Consider the following 15,981-nt stretch of genomic DNA (forward strand, 5'->3'; position numbering starts at 1 on the left):
CGCGGGGGCGGTTTAACGGCCCTTGAGGTAGACGTTCTCGTAGCAGAAGTTGGTCGCCTGGAGGTAACCCTCGGCGTCGCCACAGTCAAAGCGCAGACCCTTGAACTTGTAGGCCAGCACGCAACCGTTCTGCGCCTGTTTCATCAGGGCGTCGGTGATCTGGATTTCCCCGCCTTTACCGGGCTCGGTGTCGGCGATCAGGTCGAAGATGTCGGGCGTCAGGATGTAGCGGCCGATGATCGCCAGGTTCGACGGGGCGTCTTGCGGGGCCGGTTTTTCCACCATGTGATTGACCCGGTAGATACCGTCGGAAATCGCCTCGCCGGCGATCACGCCGTACTTGTGGGTCTGGTCGCGCGGGACTTCCTGGATGGCGACGATCGAGCAGCGGAATTTCTTGTAGAGCTGAATCATCTGCGTGAGCACGCCGTCGCCTTCGAGGTTCAGGCACAGGTCGTCGGCCAGGACTACAGCGAAGGGCTCGTCGCCGATCAGCGGGCGGCCGCTGAGAATCGCGTGGCCCAGGCCTTTCATTTCCACCTGGCGGGTGTAGGAGAAGGTGCAGGTGTCGATCAGCTCGCGAGTGCCGGCCAGAAATTTCTCTTTCTCGGTGCCGCGAATCTGGTGTTCGAGTTCGTAGCTGATGTCGAAGTGATCTTCCAGCGCGCGCTTGCCCCGTCCGGTGACGATTGCCATGTGCTGCAGGCCGGCGTCCCGTGCTTCTTCAACGGCGTATTCGATCAACGGCTTGTTGACGATCGGCAGCATCTCTTTGGGCATGGCTTTGGTGGCCGGCAAGAAACGCGTGCCATAGCCGGCAGCGGGGAACAAACATTTACGAATCATAGAAGTTTCCTGGACATTCATGGCGTACAGCCATCGGTTACATTGCAATAAGGAAAAGTTGCAAGTTGATGAGGCTGTACTTTAATACCTGAGTCAGGTTGTAAGTGGCAATGTTAGCTTGGTGTAAAGCGGGATAATGTTATTAGATGTCGGCTTGATAAATAACAGTTATTTTTAGTCGGTATCTGTCGATAGTGGTGAAAGTGCGAGAGTGATAATAAGTACCGGGCAATACAGTTTGGCCTTTAAAAATATTTTTGGCCAGTGATGGAACTGTTTTTGTTTTGGGTTGTTGTCGCCCTGTTTGTGTGAGGCAAGACACACATTAAACAAGTTGGGCTTGACACGCTAGTTGGCACTTTTCCCACTATGGACCGCGCTATGAAGATTCTGGTAACGGGGGGCGCCGGATATATCGGCTCGCACACCACACTTGCATTGCTTGAAGCAGGACATGAAGTTGTCGTTCTGGATAATCTTTGCAACAGCAGCGATGCGGCGTTGCATGCGGTAGAAGCCATTTGCGGCAAAAGTGCGCTGATGATTCGCGGTGATGTGTGCGACCGGGCGTTGCTGGATCGGATATTTCAGCAACATGCGATTGATGCCGTGCTGCACTTTGCCGGCCTCAAGGCGGTGGGCGAAAGCGTGCGCAAGCCGCTTGAGTATTACGAAACCAACGTCAGTGGCAGCATCACGCTGTGTCAGGCGATGGCGGCGGCAGGGGTTTTCCGTCTGGTGTTCAGTTCCTCGGCCACCGTCTATGGCGAGCCCGAGCAGATGCCGATCCGCGAGGACTTCCCCACCGGCATTCCGACCAATCCCTATGGCCAATCCAAGCTGATCGTCGAGAACGTACTGCGCGACTTGAGCCACGCCGAGCCGCGCTGGAGCATCGCGCTGTTGCGCTACTTCAACCCGATCGGCGCCCACGACAGCGGCCAGATGGGTGAAGACCCGAGCGGCATTCCCAATAACCTGGTGCCCTACATCAGTCAGGTGGCAGTCGGCAGTCTGCAGGAGTTGTCGATCTTCGGTGACGATTACCCCACGGTCGACGGCACCGGTGTGCGCGATTACATCCACGTCGTGGACCTGGCGGACGGACACGTCAAGGCATTGCAGGCGATTGCCGGGCGCACCGGCATTCATACGTGGAACCTGGGGACTGGCGATGGCTACAGCGTGATGCAAGTACTGCGCGCCTTTGAACAGGCGTGCGGGCGACCGGTGCCATTTCGCGTGATGCCGCGACGTTCGGGCGATATTGCTGAAAGTTGGGCCGATGCCTCCAAGGCAGCCAAAGAACTGGGTTGGAAAGCCACTCGCAACTTGCAAGACATGGTGACCGACACCTGGCGCTGGCAATCCAGTCATCCCAACGGTTACTCGGGATGATGGCGTTTTAAACTCGATGTTATTTTCGGTCAGGTTGTTAGATATCGTCGGGAAATTACACTGGCAATGCCTTTTGCAAGTCCGTAGATATAACCTGCCGTTCGACTTTATCAGTTGAGTCTGACTGTGAAAGAACAGCGGATCTTGTTCGCGCTTTTTGCGACTTGAACTCTACCACCTCTAACGAAACACCTGATGTAACGGTGCAATGTTAGAAAGGAGTTGATATGAAAAAAGTGATGGCGATTGCCTTGTTGACGATGTTGAGCAACTGGGCATCCGCAGCTGAAGCGCCGCTTACAGCGGTGACCAATGTATCGGGCAGTGTCGCGGCTTCTACAGCGCCCGCTGCCAGTACTGCAATGGTCGCCAGTGCCGTAGCGGCGTCCAACAGTGGTGGAAGTGCCAACGGCGGTACAACCGGTACCACCGGTACCACGGGTACAACCGGCACGCACAACTAACTGAAGTAACTGTTGGTGCAGTACAAGGTCGCCCGACGAAAGTCGGGTGACTTTGTTTTGGATTCGCCCTTGAATAGCGTAGTGCCATTATGACTCGTAGTTTTTCTCTTTTAATGCTGGCAAGTCTCGCTCTGCAAGGTTGCATGTTTTCCCCCGGTCAACACCTGAGCACCTTTGGCATCACCCGCCAGGGCGCCAGTGAAAGCAGCCGGGTCGAGTTGATTCCGATCACGCCCAAGCTGATCTCCATGAACCGAGCCACGCAGAAGCGTGAGTCGGTGCCTACGGAATTGCTGGCGACGCCGGCCGAGTACCGCATCGGCAACAACGACGTGCTGTACATCACGGTCTGGGATCACCCCGAGCTGACCGCGCCGTCGGGTGCGCAGCAGCAGATCGACGCCAACGGCCGTCTGGTGCGCTCCGACGGCACGCTGTATTACCCGTACATCAAAGAAGTCCAGGCCGCCGGCCGGACCATCCAGCAATTGCGCGACGACATCGAACAACGGCTGTCGGCGTTCATCGCCGAGCCGCAAGTGGACGTCGCCGTGTTGCGTTTCGCCAGCCAGAAAGTCGTGGTCACTGGCGCTGTCGCCAAGGCTGGCCCGCAAGCGATTTCCACCAACCCGCTGAGCGTGGTCGAAGCCCTCGGTTCGGCGGGCATCGACACCAACAATGCCGACCTGTCCGGGTTGTTGCTGACGCGCAACGGGCGGGTCTATCCGCTGAATCTGGATACCCTCAATCAACAGGATTCCGAATTGCAGAACGTCTACCTCCAGGGTGGCGACAAACTGTACCTGCCGTACAACGACAACAAGCGCATCTACGTGATGGGCGAGGTCAACCAGCCGCGCGCCCTGAGCTTCAAGACGGCGACGATGAACCTGTCCGACGTGCTCGGCTCGGTCGGCGGCCTGAGCCAGACCACCGCCAACGGCAACGCTGTGTACGTGATTCGCGGGGTTGAAAACCTCGATGTGGAGCCAGCGAAGATCTATCAACTGGAAGCCGAATCTCCCACCGCCATGGTCCTCGCCACGCACTTCGAAGTGCGCCCGCAGGACGTCGTTTATGTAGGGCCTGCCAACGTGACTCGCTGGAACCGTCTGATCAGCCAGTTGGTGCCGTCGGCATCGATTGTCGGCACCGGCGCTTCCGCTGCGAAGAACTGGAGCGAATTCACCAACAACAGCAAATAAGGCCCGCCGACTTTGAAAATCCTGAATGTTGGCGTCTGCCTGATGGCGGCCTTGTTGCTGTGTGGCTGTAATCCGTTGATGGTCGCGTCGATGACCAACCTCAAGTCGGCGGTGGTCGGCCCGGATGATATCGACGTGACGCCGGCCCAGGTGGCCGAGGTCAATTATCCGCAACTCAAACTCACCACGCCGTCCGGTTCCGGTGTGCTGGCGCTGGTGCGCAAGCGCGATGACCTGCAGTTCTGGGTGGCGTCCGGCAAGCAGGTTCTGCTGCTGCGTGACGGTCTTGCGGTGCGCAGCATCGGCCTGGGCGCGGAGGGCGACCTGGACGGCACGCGGCTGTCCGATGCCTCGCCGTTCAAGCGCGGCCTGCAACACGTTGCGGATGGCCAGACCAGCCAGCGCTGGATCGACCTCTACAAGGGCCAGGAAGTCGGGCTGATCGTCAACAGCCGCTTCACCCGCAAATCCACGGAAACCCTGAAGATTCTGAACAAGGAATACGCCGTGCTGCGTGTCGATGAGCGTATCGACGTTCCGGCCATCGGCCTGCGGGCAACCAATCGTTATTGGGTCGATCCGGTAGACGGTTTCATTGTGCAGAGCGAGCAGCAACTGACCTCGCAACTGCGAGTGAAGATCGTGCAACTGACACCTGATCGCAGGCATCTGCCATGAAGCGCTTGAGGGTTCTGTCGGCGGTTGTGATGTTGCTCGCCGGCGCAAGTCAGGCCGCGGTCACGGTCACCGGCGATGTCGCCAACCCCGGGCCGGTGGCGTTGCCGCCGGGCGGCCGATTGACCGATGTGATCAGCGAGGCTGTGCCCAATGCCGAGGGTTACTGGCTGGCCGGTGTGCTGCTGCGTCAGTCATTGCTGGAAGAGCAGACCCGACTCAAGGTTGGCGTGCTGTTCGACCTGGACGTGTTACAGCGCATGGCCGATCTGTTCGATCGACCGAGCCGCAAAGCCCTCGCGGTGCGCATGGCCGAGGACGTGCGGCAGATGCCGGTCACCGGGCGCCAGATCGCGGACCTGGACCCGGTGGCGCTGGAAGTCGGCTTCGCCCGCAACATTCGTCTCGACGATGGCGATCGCCTGATCTACCCGCAGCGAGTCGATGAAGTGGAAGTTCTGGGCGCCGTCGCCGGGACCTGCCGGCTGCCTTATCAGCCGTTGCTCGAGGCCCGTGAATACCTCAGCAGTTGTGTGTTGCTGGAGGACGATGCCGACGCCGATTACCTGTGGTTGATTCAGCCCAACGGCGTCTCGCGGCGCGTCGGCATTGCCCACTGGAATCGCGAGAGCGGGCAGTTCCCTGTCGCCGGCAGCAAGATTCTGGTGCCCTTGAAAAACGATGATCTTGATCCGCCTATCCCTGAACTGAATCAGCAGTTGGCCGAATTTATTGCCACGCAGTTGGCTGAGGTGGTTCGTTGAATTTGCGTTTTGCAGCTGTGTTGTTATTGCCGTGCGGCCTGGCCCATGCCGAGCCGCGAATTACCCAGGGCGATTTCGGTGGCACCGGTCTGTTGCAGACGCCCACCGCGCGCATGTCCCCGGCCGGCGAGTTGAGCGTCAACGCCAACCGCACCGAGCCCTACAGCCGCTACAGCGTTTCGTTGCAGCCGCTGGACTGGCTCGAAGGTTCGTTTCGCTACACCGCCATCACCAACCGCCCGTACGGCCCGGAGTCAATGAGCGGCAACCAGAGCTATAAGGACAAGGCGGTCGACGTCAAAGTCCGGCTCTGGGAGGAAACCCACTGGGCACCCGACGTCGCTCTGGGCTTTCGAGACGTCGGCGGTACGGGTTTGTTCGCCAGTGAATTTCTGGTGGCCAACAAGCGCTTCGACAACCTGGATTTCAGCGCCGGCATCGCCTGGGGCTACATCGGTAATCGCGGCGACATCGACAACCCGTTCGGCTATCTCGATGATCGCTTCAAGACTCGCCCGGCCCTGGAAGGCACCGGTGACGTCAACGCCGGTTCGTACTTTCGCGGCCAGCCGTCGTTCTTCGGCGGTGTGAGTTACCAGACCCCTTGGGATCGCCTGAGCCTGAAACTCGAATACGAAGGCAACGATTACAAACACGAACCCAAGGACAATGTGATCAAGCAGGACTCGCCGATCAACCTTGGCGCGGTGTTCAAGGTGACGGACTCCCTCGACGTGAGCGCCGCGTGGGAGCGGGGCAACACCGCGATGTTCGGCGTCACCTTTCACACCAACTTCGTCAGCCGCAAGGCCCCGGCCAAGACCTTCGATCCACCGCCGGAGCCGCTGCCGGCGAAGGCTCCGACTACATCGATGGATCAGGTTGACTGGGCCAACGTATCGCAGCGCCTGCAACAGAATGCGGGCTACCGGGTCGAGCGCATCGCCCAGCGTGATTCCGAGTTGATCGTGTACGGCGAGCAGCAGCGCTACTTCCATTCCTCGAAAGCGGTGGGGCGTGCGAGCCGGGTGCTGGACAACAGCGTCAACGATGACATCGATTGGTTCACTCTGGTGAACAAGCGCTACGACCTGCCGCTGGAAGAAACCAGCGTGCCGCGCCAGACCTTCCGCGAAGTGATCAACAACGAGGAACCGCTGCAAACGTTGCACCGCACCACCGAGGTCAACCCAGCGATGCCGCACAACGAGAAGACGCTCTACACCCAACCGCTGCAGCACTTCAGTTATGGCGCCGGTTTGGGCTTCAAGCAGAACGTCGGCGGCCCGGATGGCTTGCTCTATCAATTCAGTGCCGACCTCGACGCCGAATTCCGCTTCAACCGCAACACCTGGTGGAGCGGCATGCTCAGCCAGAACCTGACGAACAACTTCGACAAGTTCAAATACGACGCACCCAGCGGCTTGCCGCGTGTGCGTACGGACTTGCGTCAGTACCTGACCACGTCCGACACCACCATGCCGTTATTTCAGGTCAGCCACGCCGAGCAACTGGACAAGGATCTGTATGGCATGGTCTACGGCGGTTATCTGGAGTCGATGTTTGCCGGGGTCGGGGGCGAGGTGCTGTTCCGTCCGACCGGCGAGCGCTGGGCGATCGGTGCGGATCTGAACTACGTGCGTCAGCGTGAATTCGATCAGGGTTTCGGCCTGCGTGATTATTCGGTACTGACCGGCCATATCACCGGTTACACGGATCTACCCTACGAAACACTGGCGGCGGTCAGCGTCGGGCGTTATCTGGCGGGCGACTTTGGCGGCACGCTGGATATTTCCCGGGAGTTTTCAAACGGTGTGCGCTTCGGTGCCTGGGCGACCATCACCACGGCGGGCAGTACGGAATATGGCGAAGGTAGCTTCGACAAGGGCATCTATCTGTCGATCCCGTTCGACGAGATGATGAGCATGTCGACCATGCGCCGAGCCAACCTGGTCTGGGCGCCGCTGACCCGTGACGGTGGCGCGAGGCTCAGCCGCAGCTTCCAGCTGCACTCGATGACCGATAGCCGTGAGGACGACATGTTCTATCGCAACTTCGGGAAGATTACCGAGTAAGTCCGGGAGACCGGGAAGCCAGAACGGGAGCCCTTGGGCTCCCGTTCTGGTTTGTGGTGGATGTCTTTCTTGAGTCTTCACTCCTGCTGAGGAAGCGAGGGAACGGCGAGCTCAAGCCCAGTGCTGAATGAGCCGGCGCTATCGCTGGCTTGCCGGCGATGACGTCAGTTCAGCCGACCTCACTGCAACTGACCCAATGCAGGTGCGAGCCTCCCGCCAACCCCCAAATCCCGCCCACAAAAAAGGGGACTTTCGTCCCCTTGCGGTGTTGCCTTTCGAAGCGCTGCGTCTCAGTAAATATCCTTCGACAACAGGGTAAACGGCGTCTTCACCAGGATCTTCAGATCCAGCCACAGCGACCAGTTGTTGATGTACTTGAGGTCGATCTCGACACGCTTTTCCATCTTGTCGAGGGTATCGGTCTCGCCACGGCAGCCGCTGATCTGCGCCAGGCCAGTGATGCCCGGTTTGATTCGGTGACGGGCCATGTAGGCGAGGATCTTGCCTGAGTAGTAGTTGTTGTGCGCCACGGCGTGCGGACGCGGGCCGACCAGTGCCATGTGCCCCTGCAACACGTTGAACAATTGCGGCAGTTCATCCAGCGAAGTGCGGCGGATAAAGCGCCCGACGGCTGTGATGCGCGAATCGTTGCGGCTGGCCTGTTTGACGTCGCGGTCATCGTGCACGCGCATCGAGCGGAACTTCCAGACCTGAATCACCTTGCCGTTCCAGCCATGGCGATCCTGCTTGAAGAAAACCGGGCCCGGCGAGCTGAGTTTCACTGCCAGCGAGATCAGCAGCAACACCGGGCTCAACAGGATGATCGCCAGCAGCGCGACACTTTTCTCCATCAGGCTCTTGCTCAGGGCAGCGGTCGGGCGGCTGGTCAGCGGGCTTTCATTGAGGTAAATCGCCGGCAGGCCGTCCACGACTTTTACCGAGTGATTGAGCAGCGTCAGGCTGTTCAGGTCCGGCACCCAGACCACATCGACGTTGGCATCCAGCAGATCGACATACATCGCTTCGATCTTCGCCGCTTCGGACAGCGACAGCGTGATGTAGAGACGGCGGATATCGTGGCGTTTGATCAGCTCCAGCAAATTTTCCTGATCGCCGACGACCCGTGGAGCATCGGCATCCAGAGCGGGCAGGGTGCCGTTGCTGACCAGGCCTACCAGCGGCAGGTTTTCGTGTTCGCTGAGTTTCTTCGCCAGGCCCAGAGCCAGTTCGCCGGTGCCGACGATCAGGGTCTTGTGCTCGCTTTTGCGTGAACGCTGGTAGTACTTCGAAAACGCGTGCAGCGGCGCATACAGCAGCGCCTGACCGAGGAAGCCGTACACCGCCCAGTCAAGGATCACCTGGCGCGAAAACAGCTCATCGGCCTTGCAGATGAACGCGATGAACGTCAGCCCGGCCATGGTCATCGACCAGCCCATCAGCAGCCGTCCGAGGCCGGTCAGGTAGTTGTCGCGCTTTCGGTAGGCGCCACTGAACGTGTAGGCCGGAACCGAAGCCAGCACGGCCAGCATGGTGCACATCCGGTAATAGAACTCGACCGTTCCCGTGTGCTGCTCAGCCAATATAAATAACAGTGAAACAATAAAGCACTGTGCCAGTGCCCATTGGCCCCAGAAGGTAAGTCCCTTGAGGCCCGTGTTTCGGTTGATACGTAGAGTGAGATCCATATGCGATATCCCCAAAAGACTTCCATTCAGGTTTCGACAGTTGAAATCCGAGTTGTTAAGCAGAGTTGTTTTTGTTTTAGGTGCCCATGTTCTGAGGTAACAACATCGGTAGGCCGAACTGTCGTCAATCAATAGACTAAGTTATTGGGGAAGAAGCTGTCTGACGAGTTCTAACAAGATGGCAAAGTGCCAACCAATTAAATTGAATAATATCAAACGTTAAAAAAGGTCAATGGCTGAGGGGTGAACAATCGATGTTCTGTTTGCTATCGTAGGAAGGGTGAGGAGGGAGGCATTACTGACAAAGGAGGGTTAAACCAAGCAAAGTGCTTTTTTATTTTTGTAATTGCACTTGCTTCTGTTCGTTGATGGGGAGGCTGCGCTTATGCAACAACTTCCTGGATCAGGCAATAACCGCGATTGCGGACAGCGCGAAACAGTCGTTCGCCGTTACTGGCACTTTTGAATTTGTCTTGAAGACGGCTCAGGCACATCTCCAGACCGCGATATTGTTCCGGTTCCCGACCGATGCTGAGAATCAGATCGTCGCGACTGACAACACGCTCTTCGTGGTGCAGCATCTTGCTGACCAATGCGGTTTCGAGGCCGGTGAGGCTGATCTCGACACCTTCCTTGACGAGTGCGCCCTGGTCATTGTCCAGATGCCAGGCCTCTGTGCAGGGAACATTGCTTTCAATGGAGCCGGTGTCTTCTATTGCCGGCGTGTTCTGGAACGAGTTCACCGATTGTGCCGCCAGCCACTCGGATTCGAGGGTGGCCAAGATGCGCTGTGTATCATGTTCAATACTGCGAGCGACGCTTTTCCTTGTGCCGCGTGGGTAAGTGAACTCCATGAGCGTGGGAGTGGAAGAGGGCGAAGCAACACCTTCAACAAACATTTGTGCCTGAGACGTACCGAACGAATTGAAACGCTCACTGGAGAGAATGCTCTCGAGTTCACGTTGCGACGCAGAGTTGTTGGTCACGACAACAAAATATTTTCTTGGGAGGGTTGTACTGGTTTCCATGTCTCTCTCCTGAATAACGCACCAAATTTGGCTAAAAGGTAATCGGCAGACGAGTTATAACGCGCTCGGAAATAATCGACAGGCAGGGTCTGGGCCCAATTATGGCCCGCGACAAGTTCCACTGGGTCTGCTTTTAGAGTAATGATTTATTGTTATGTTTAAGTGTTGCAGCGCTCATTCAATTGACAGCTTTTTATTGGATGGATATTGCAAATAAAACGGTGAGACCGTGGAGTGTTGTAGCGTTGCATCAGACGTTCCCTCGTATGCTGCAAATGGTGATTTCCCTGACTCAGGCGGTCGAGATCAACCCCCTCATCAGACGGTAGCCATACCCGCGAATGCTCTGTATGGCGTTCGTACCGTACACGTCCTTGATTTTCCCACGCAAGCGGCTGATGGATTTTTCCAGTGCGCGAGGGTCGTAGAAATGCGTGTTGAGCCCCATGATGCCGGCAATTTCGTCATGGCTGAGAATGTGATTGCTGGTTTGCGAGAACGCTTCCAGGATCTTCATCTCGGCAAAGGAAATGTCCAGTTTCTTGCTGGTGTCGGAGAGGCAGATACGGGTCGGGTCCAGTATCAGATCAATGTCACGCAGCCATTCTTCACTGCTGAAGAACTCACTCAGCAACTCGCCACCCTCATCGGCAAGGGTATTGAGCTTGATACAGAAGTCTGCCCCGGCAAGATGGTATTTGATCTTGTTATGGGCGCCGCGACCGGTAATCACCGCACAAATGATCGGCTTCAAGTTCTCGGTGCGCAGGTTCTCCACCAGCGCCAGATTGTCTTCCAGTGCTTGCGGAGTATCGATCACGATGAAAATGGCGCGATAGGTGCCGTGATATTCGTTTGGCTGATATGAACTAGTGAAAGAGTCGGCTTCCAGTGTCAGACCGGTCTGCACATGCTGGGCGATTAGCGTTCTGAAGTGTTCGGCCACAGCACGGGTACGCGCCAGGGCAAGAACACCTGGCGCGTGGTTTGTCTGGTGCGAGCTACTAGTCGCTAAGTTCCCTGTAAGCATCATGCCTTGACTCGAAAAAGTGCGGACATCGGGATGTTAAAGCACCGGTTCTCATCTGTGACTGACAATTGGTAACATTCGCGCGATTTTTAGACGTGGCTCCCGAGTTTTTTAACAATAATTAAGCTTTTCAAGCTTTTAGTTGATTTTCTCGGGCTGCTGAACTAACGAAACGAACGTCGTTAGATGGTGGCGATGTGCAATGGTGCCATTATTTTGTAATTATGGCGACCGATTTTTATGTCCTATGGCCAGTATGGTTTGTCGCCAGAATCGGGGGAGTGTGAGGTGGGTCACATTTTAGGGGCGCAAGGTTATTTTTGCCACTAAGTGAACAAGTTCACAGACAGACGATTATTAACATGGCTTGAGTGTGTCTTTTGATAAGACCTATTCTCCGTCACCGAATCGGGCAATGGGCATTGATCTGCCAATTGTTTTATTTCAGATACTCAATGCCTGAGTGCAGTTGACCGGGCGCTCTTCAAGAGCGTTCTGACGGAGGATTAATGGATTTACTGACCTTGTTCAAGGTGTTGGTTTTAGGTGCGGTAGAAGGTCTCACCGAGTTCTTGCCCATCTCCAGTACGGGCCACCAGATTATCGTTGCCGACTTGCTCGACTTCGGCGGCGAACGCGCCATGGCGTTCAACATCATTATTCAACTGGGCGCCATTCTTGCCGTGGTCTGGGAGTTTCGTCCGAAGATCTTTGAAATCGTCAAAGGTCTGCCGACCCAGCGCAATGCTCAACGTTTCACCCTTAATCTGCTGATCGCGTTCTTCCCGGCCGTAGTTCTAGGCGTGTTATTCGCCGACGCCATTCACCATTATCTGTTTAACCCGATCACCGTTGCTGTCGCGTTGGTGGTGGGCGGTATCGTGATGTTGTGGGCCGAAAAACGAAATCATGTGGTGAGTGTCGAGCACGTCGACGACATGGCGTGGTCCGACGCGCTGAAGATCGGTTGCGTACAGTGCCTGGCGATGATTCCCGGCACATCCCGCTCCGGCTCGACCATCATCGGCGGCCTGCTGTTCGGCCTGTCGCGCAAAGCGGCCACGGAGTTCTCGTTCTTCCTGGCGATGCCGACCATGGTCGGCGCTGCTGTGTACTCCGGCTACAAATACCGCGACCTGTTCCAGGCAGGCGACCTGCCGGTCTTCGCCCTGGGCTTCGTCACCGCATTCGTGTTCGCCATGATCGCCGTACGGGGCTTGCTGAAGTTCATTGCGAACCACAGCTACGCCGCGTTTGCCTGGTACCGGATCGCGTTTGGTTTGCTGATCCTGGCGACGTGGGTGTTTGGCTGGGTGAACTGGACGGAAGCGGCGGCCTGATCACTGACTGCTGATCAGCGCGGCGACGGCGAGGTCGCTTAACTCTGTATCAGGTGATTCCCGACGAAAACGCTGCAAGACTGACGTGAAATACGCAGCCTTCAGCATGCCGTCGCTGGCGAGGAAATAACGTGCCGCTTCTATTTCCTCTACCGAATACACACGTTTTTTCAGTCCGGAAATGTCCGACATCCCGTCGACCGTGACCATTGTCGTCGTGAAAACCAGAAAACCAGACATCTGGGTAGATTGAAAAGGGCCATCTCCCCCCTCACCGCACCCCTTCAAAAAATCACAGGATGCATGGGCGCTTGCATAGAGAGTCGAGAGTAAAGCGAGGAGGGTGAAACGCTTGAATAAAACGCGGCTGAACGCGGGCATAACCAAAAGACATCCTGTCAGTACAACAAAACACCGGGCAACGCTCATTCGTTGCCCGCACAATCAACGCATCGATCAACGACCCGCCAGCAACTCCGCCGCCTGATCCAGCAACGCCAACGGATCCTTGGCCTTGTGAATATCCACCGACAACAACTGCCGAAACTTGCGCGCCCCCGGGAAACCGGTGCCCAGGCCCAGCACATGACGGGTGATGTGATGCATCGCCCCGCCAGTCGCCAGATGCTCGGCAATATAAGGCCGTAGTTGCGCCAACGCCTCGGCCCGGGTGATCACCGGCGCCGAACTACCGAACAACTGCTGATCCACCTCGGCCAGCAGATACGGATTGTGATAAGCCTCACGGCCCAGCATCACGCCGTCAAAGGTCTGCAAATGCTCATGGCAGGCCTCCATCGTCTTGATCCCGCCGTTCAGAACGATCTCCAGCTCCGGAAAATCCGCCTTCAACCGCGCCGCCACGTCATAACGCAGGGGCGGAATGTCCCGGTTCTCCTTCGGCGACAACCCCTCCAGAATCGCAATCCGCGCATGCACCGTAAAACTCGTGCACCCGGCATCCCGCACCGTGCCGACGAAATCGCACAGCTCCTCATAACTGTCCCGCCCATTGATCCCGATCCGGTGCTTCACCGTCACCGGAATCGACACCGCATCACGCATCGCCTTCACACAATCCGCCACCAACTGCGGATGCCCCATCAGGCACGCACCAATCATGTTGTTCTGCACCCGATCACTCGGGCAGCCAACGTTCAGGTTCACCTCGTCGTAACCGTGCTCCTGCGCCATGCGCGCGCAAGCGGCCAGGTCCAGCGGGACGCTGCCGCCCAACTGCAAAGCCAGCGGGTGCTCGGCTTCGTTGTGACGGAGGAAACGTTCGTGATCGCCGTTCAGCAGAGCGCCGGTGGTGACCATTTCGGTGTAGAGCAGGGCGTTTTTCGACAGCAGGCGTAGGAAGTACCGGCAGTGACGGTCAGTCCAATCCATCATCGGCGCGACGGAGAAACGGCGGGAGAGTGGGGCGGGTGTGGCGGTGATTGGGGACATTGGGGGTACGGAATCGGTGTGGCTGGGAGGTGGGGGAGTTTATCAGGAATGGGGAAGAGGGGCTTGGGGAGGACCTGAATGCTGTGCTGACGGGGTTTGGAGCCTGAAAAGGGGCACTGATAAATAAATCAGTCCCCATTCTTTATTTTCTGGTGCTTCGTGAAAAACAAGTCCAGTCCGTCATTGGTCCAATCAAGGCGCCGTGCTAGCCATAGTGCATGGCTAGTGACGACTCCGTGAGCTAGTTTTAAACATAAAGGCTAGATCGTTTACGTGAATCCTATTGAGGTCATCCAAGCCCTACACAACCTTGCGCCACCCCCTACACCTAAGACAGAATCCGCCGGCTTGTGCGTCTAGACCGTGGCTTTTATCGTTCTCGGGTCACTGAAAACCAGTGATCGGGTTTGGTAGCCCGCGTGTTAGATGTACAGCGTCACCGTCTCCGGTTGTGCTTTCGATCGGGGTTTATGGTGGTCATGTACAGGGCGTCTTCGGGCGCGCCGGCTCCTAACACCCGGTCTACCAACCTGTTCATGGCCGCCACCCTTCGTTTGGTAGCGAAAGGGTGAAGCCTTCACTAAGAGTGTTAGGAGTTTCATCCATGATCAAACCAACCCCAAACCCACCAGAAACCGATCCAGTTTCCCCCTACAAATTCCCCGATTCTAGAACCCTGAACGAAGCCGCCGAACGCGCCCTCGACCATTACCTCACCCCGCAACAACGCATCATGGGCAGTCACACCGAACACGACCCCATGTTCCTGGCCAACCCTGCCTACACCAGCGAATCCCTCCTGGCCAACGCCAGCGAGTCCCTCGATTCCGCCAGTGAAATGCTCAGCAACTTCGCCGCGATCCTGGAACCCGCTCACCGCAAAACGGCGCTGGGCATCGCGCAAGTGGTGATGGTCGCGGGGCTTGCGGTGAATCAGGCGCTGGATCACGTCGAGCCGAAGTCGTAAGCGCAGAGAGAAACCACCGCTCTGCCTGAACCCGCGCTGTCGATGGCGAAAGTTTCATGTTGTCGGCGCGCGGGGGCGCCTAGGATGCAGCGATAAGATCGTTTCATCCCTGGGGAGCCGTGCCATGAGTGCCAATGTCGTCAAAGTGCTGTTGATCGCTGCAGCTGTCTCGGTATTGAGTGCCTGTTCGGGCTCCGGTGGGTTGACCACCACCAGTTGTTTTTCTTCGGACTGCCAGTCGCCCGAAGGGCGCGTCAACGCCAATACGCTGAAGTTCGGCGGCACCGGTATCGGTGCCAGTCTCAACCAGTACAGCTCCGGCATGTTGCATGACGATTGAATAGAAAAGGGCGCCCATCGCGGGCGGCCTTGTTCGTTTTGCCTGTCGCGTACAGTTACTGTTTGAAAAAAACGCCATTTTTCCACCACCGGCCCGAAAAACTGTTCCTTGCCGTACAGGTCGATGTCGCCGTAGGAAGAGTACGATGCGATCCCGCCGATGCTGGTGAACACGTATTTCTTTGGCGAGTTCGGGTGTGGGGTGATAGCTGGCGTCGTAGGCGAGGGCGGTATGACAGCCGCGCCGGGCAGTGAGGTGGACGAAACACTGCAAGGGTTCATTGCAGTACTGCCGGGTTCCCTGATCCGCACCTGTTCTTGAAATGCAAAACGCCCGATGCGATGCATCGGGCGTTTTGAGAGTGAAACAAGTGTAAACCTGTTTCAGGAGCAGACACGCGGCATGGATTCGCGGCGAATCACTTATAAGCGCGGGGTGTCTTGGTCGATTCGAAGTTTGCGAGTGCGGCCAGTGCTTCAACGTAACCGGCAATTTCGTGAGCAGCCTCGTCGTACGCCTTGCGGCGTGCGGCCTGCTCGAGCGTCTGTGGAGCGCCGGTGGTACCGCCATAAACGCGCGCCGCATTGCGGTACTTGGCCAGTGCGGCCAGGGCAGGGCCGAACAGTGTTACGTTCAGGGGTTCAAGAGACTCGCAGTGCTTTTCGGGGGTGCTCATTGCAGGATCACTTGCCTATATGGACTTTACAGTTTG

16 protein-coding genes are annotated in these 15,981 nt (G+C 57.2%); 9 read left to right on the forward strand and 7 right to left on the reverse strand.

Annotated elements, in window-relative coordinates:
- Nucleotides 1-12: 12 nt before the first annotated feature.
- Nucleotides 13-846: a UTP--glucose-1-phosphate uridylyltransferase GalU gene (galU, locus tag CAF87_RS24845; protein ID WP_085733509.1), complete on the reverse strand. Its 834-nt coding sequence runs from the start codon at nucleotides 844-846 to the stop codon at nucleotides 13-15.
- A 381-nt stretch (nucleotides 847-1,227) separates the two neighbouring features.
- On the opposite strand from galU, the gene galE reads away from it, so the two are divergent.
- From galE to CAF87_RS24875, 6 genes are all read left to right on the forward strand, one after another.
- Complete coding sequence (gene galE, locus CAF87_RS24850) at nucleotides 1,228-2,244, forward strand: UDP-glucose 4-epimerase GalE (protein WP_085733510.1); 1,017 nt, start codon at nucleotides 1,228-1,230, stop codon at nucleotides 2,242-2,244.
- 227 nt (nucleotides 2,245-2,471) lie between these two features.
- Nucleotides 2,472-2,708: a hypothetical protein gene (locus CAF87_RS24855; protein WP_003226528.1), complete on the forward strand. Its 237-nt coding sequence runs from the start codon at nucleotides 2,472-2,474 to the stop codon at nucleotides 2,706-2,708.
- 89 nt (nucleotides 2,709-2,797) lie between these two features.
- Nucleotides 2,798-3,913, forward strand: coding sequence for a polysaccharide export protein (locus CAF87_RS24860; RefSeq protein WP_114884344.1), 1,116 nt, complete (start codon nucleotides 2,798-2,800; stop codon nucleotides 3,911-3,913).
- Nucleotides 3,914-3,925: 12 nt separating this feature from the next.
- On the forward strand, nucleotides 3,926-4,591 hold the full coding sequence (locus CAF87_RS24865) for a YjbF family lipoprotein (RefSeq protein ID WP_085733511.1): 666 nt from the start codon (nucleotides 3,926-3,928) through the stop codon (nucleotides 4,589-4,591).
- Nucleotides 4,588-5,352, forward strand: a complete 765-nt coding sequence (locus CAF87_RS24870) for a capsule biosynthesis GfcC family protein (protein WP_085733512.1) — start codon at nucleotides 4,588-4,590, stop codon at nucleotides 5,350-5,352. The genes CAF87_RS24865 and CAF87_RS24870 overlap by 4 nt, the downstream gene beginning before the upstream one ends.
- Complete coding sequence (locus tag CAF87_RS24875) at nucleotides 5,349-7,427, forward strand: YjbH domain-containing protein (protein WP_085733513.1); 2,079 nt, start codon at nucleotides 5,349-5,351, stop codon at nucleotides 7,425-7,427. The genes CAF87_RS24870 and CAF87_RS24875 overlap by 4 nt, the downstream gene beginning before the upstream one ends.
- 290 nt (nucleotides 7,428-7,717) lie before the next feature.
- Here CAF87_RS24875 and CAF87_RS24880 read toward each other — a convergent pair whose 3' ends face one another.
- From CAF87_RS24880 to CAF87_RS24890, 3 genes are all read right to left on the reverse strand, one after another.
- Entirely contained in the window at nucleotides 7,718-9,112 is a 1,395-nt protein-coding gene (locus CAF87_RS24880) for an undecaprenyl-phosphate glucose phosphotransferase (protein ID WP_085733514.1), read from the reverse strand.
- 383 nt (nucleotides 9,113-9,495) lie between these two features.
- Complete coding sequence (locus CAF87_RS24885) at nucleotides 9,496-10,140, reverse strand: helix-turn-helix domain-containing protein (RefSeq protein WP_085733515.1); 645 nt, start codon at nucleotides 10,138-10,140, stop codon at nucleotides 9,496-9,498.
- Between the two features lie 292 nt (nucleotides 10,141-10,432).
- Entirely contained in the window at nucleotides 10,433-11,173 is a 741-nt protein-coding gene (locus CAF87_RS24890; protein ID WP_085733516.1) for a winged helix-turn-helix domain-containing protein, read from the reverse strand.
- Between the two features lie 506 nt (nucleotides 11,174-11,679).
- Here CAF87_RS24890 and CAF87_RS24895 point away from each other — a divergent pair.
- A complete protein-coding gene (locus CAF87_RS24895; RefSeq protein ID WP_085733517.1) occupies nucleotides 11,680-12,510 on the forward strand; it encodes an undecaprenyl-diphosphate phosphatase in 831 nt (276 codons plus the stop codon).
- On the opposite strand, the gene CAF87_RS24900 is transcribed toward CAF87_RS24895, so the two are convergent.
- Together CAF87_RS24900 and dusA are read right to left on the reverse strand one after the other, a co-directional pair.
- Nucleotides 12,511-12,891 carry a DUF2388 domain-containing protein gene (locus tag CAF87_RS24900; RefSeq protein WP_256576053.1) on the reverse strand — a complete coding sequence of 127 codons (381 nt, stop codon included), beginning with the start codon at nucleotides 12,889-12,891 and terminating at the stop codon, nucleotides 12,511-12,513.
- Between the two features lie 75 nt (nucleotides 12,892-12,966).
- Nucleotides 12,967-13,962: a tRNA dihydrouridine(20/20a) synthase DusA gene (gene dusA / locus CAF87_RS24905; RefSeq protein WP_085733519.1), complete on the reverse strand. Its 996-nt coding sequence runs from the start codon at nucleotides 13,960-13,962 to the stop codon at nucleotides 12,967-12,969.
- A gap of 604 nt (nucleotides 13,963-14,566) precedes the next feature.
- Here dusA and CAF87_RS24910 point away from each other — a divergent pair.
- Nucleotides 14,567-14,929, forward strand: coding sequence for a DUF6124 family protein (locus tag CAF87_RS24910; RefSeq protein ID WP_085733520.1), 363 nt, complete (start codon nucleotides 14,567-14,569; stop codon nucleotides 14,927-14,929).
- A gap of 124 nt (nucleotides 14,930-15,053) precedes the next feature.
- Nucleotides 15,054-15,269, forward strand: coding sequence for a hypothetical protein (locus CAF87_RS24915; RefSeq protein ID WP_085733521.1), 216 nt, complete (start codon nucleotides 15,054-15,056; stop codon nucleotides 15,267-15,269).
- A 418-nt stretch (nucleotides 15,270-15,687) separates the two neighbouring features.
- On the opposite strand, the gene CAF87_RS24920 is transcribed toward CAF87_RS24915, so the two are convergent.
- A complete protein-coding gene (locus CAF87_RS24920) occupies nucleotides 15,688-15,945 on the reverse strand; it encodes a hypothetical protein (protein ID WP_085733522.1) in 258 nt (85 codons plus the stop codon).
- Between the last annotated feature and the right edge of the window lie 36 nt (nucleotides 15,946-15,981).

The sequence above is a fragment of the Pseudomonas sp. R38(2017) genome (genome assembly GCF_002112395.1).
Classification (GTDB): Bacteria; Pseudomonadota; Gammaproteobacteria; order Pseudomonadales; family Pseudomonadaceae; genus Aquipseudomonas.

What these genes read in the sequence shown, in the direction of transcription:
- CAF87_RS24920 (WP_085733522.1), bottom strand. Translation starts at nt 15,945, where the DNA reads ATGAGCACCCCCGAAAAGCACTGCGAGTCTCTTGAACCCCTGAACGTA.
- CAF87_RS24860 (WP_114884344.1), top strand. Translation starts at nt 2,798, where the DNA reads ATGACTCGTAGTTTTTCTCTTTTAATGCTGGCAAGTCTCGCTCTGCAA.
- CAF87_RS24870 (WP_085733512.1), top strand. Translation starts at nt 4,588, where the DNA reads ATGAAGCGCTTGAGGGTTCTGTCGGCGGTTGTGATGTTGCTCGCCGGC.
- CAF87_RS24885 (WP_085733515.1), bottom strand. Translation starts at nt 10,140, where the DNA reads ATGGAAACCAGTACAACCCTCCCAAGAAAATATTTTGTTGTCGTGACC.
- CAF87_RS24900 (WP_256576053.1), bottom strand. Translation starts at nt 12,891, where the DNA reads ATGCCCGCGTTCAGCCGCGTTTTATTCAAGCGTTTCACCCTCCTCGCT.
- CAF87_RS24910 (WP_085733520.1), top strand. Translation starts at nt 14,567, where the DNA reads ATGATCAAACCAACCCCAAACCCACCAGAAACCGATCCAGTTTCCCCC.
- galE (WP_085733510.1), top strand. Translation starts at nt 1,228, where the DNA reads ATGAAGATTCTGGTAACGGGGGGCGCCGGATATATCGGCTCGCACACC.
- dusA (WP_085733519.1), bottom strand. Translation starts at nt 13,962, where the DNA reads ATGTCCCCAATCACCGCCACACCCGCCCCACTCTCCCGCCGTTTCTCC.
- CAF87_RS24880 (WP_085733514.1), bottom strand. Translation starts at nt 9,112, where the DNA reads ATGGATCTCACTCTACGTATCAACCGAAACACGGGCCTCAAGGGACTT.
- CAF87_RS24890 (WP_085733516.1), bottom strand. Translation starts at nt 11,173, where the DNA reads ATGATGCTTACAGGGAACTTAGCGACTAGTAGCTCGCACCAGACAAAC.
- CAF87_RS24895 (WP_085733517.1), top strand. Translation starts at nt 11,680, where the DNA reads ATGGATTTACTGACCTTGTTCAAGGTGTTGGTTTTAGGTGCGGTAGAA.
- CAF87_RS24915 (WP_085733521.1), top strand. Translation starts at nt 15,054, where the DNA reads ATGAGTGCCAATGTCGTCAAAGTGCTGTTGATCGCTGCAGCTGTCTCG.
- galU (WP_085733509.1), bottom strand. Translation starts at nt 846, where the DNA reads ATGATTCGTAAATGTTTGTTCCCCGCTGCCGGCTATGGCACGCGTTTC.
- CAF87_RS24855 (WP_003226528.1), top strand. Translation starts at nt 2,472, where the DNA reads ATGAAAAAAGTGATGGCGATTGCCTTGTTGACGATGTTGAGCAACTGG.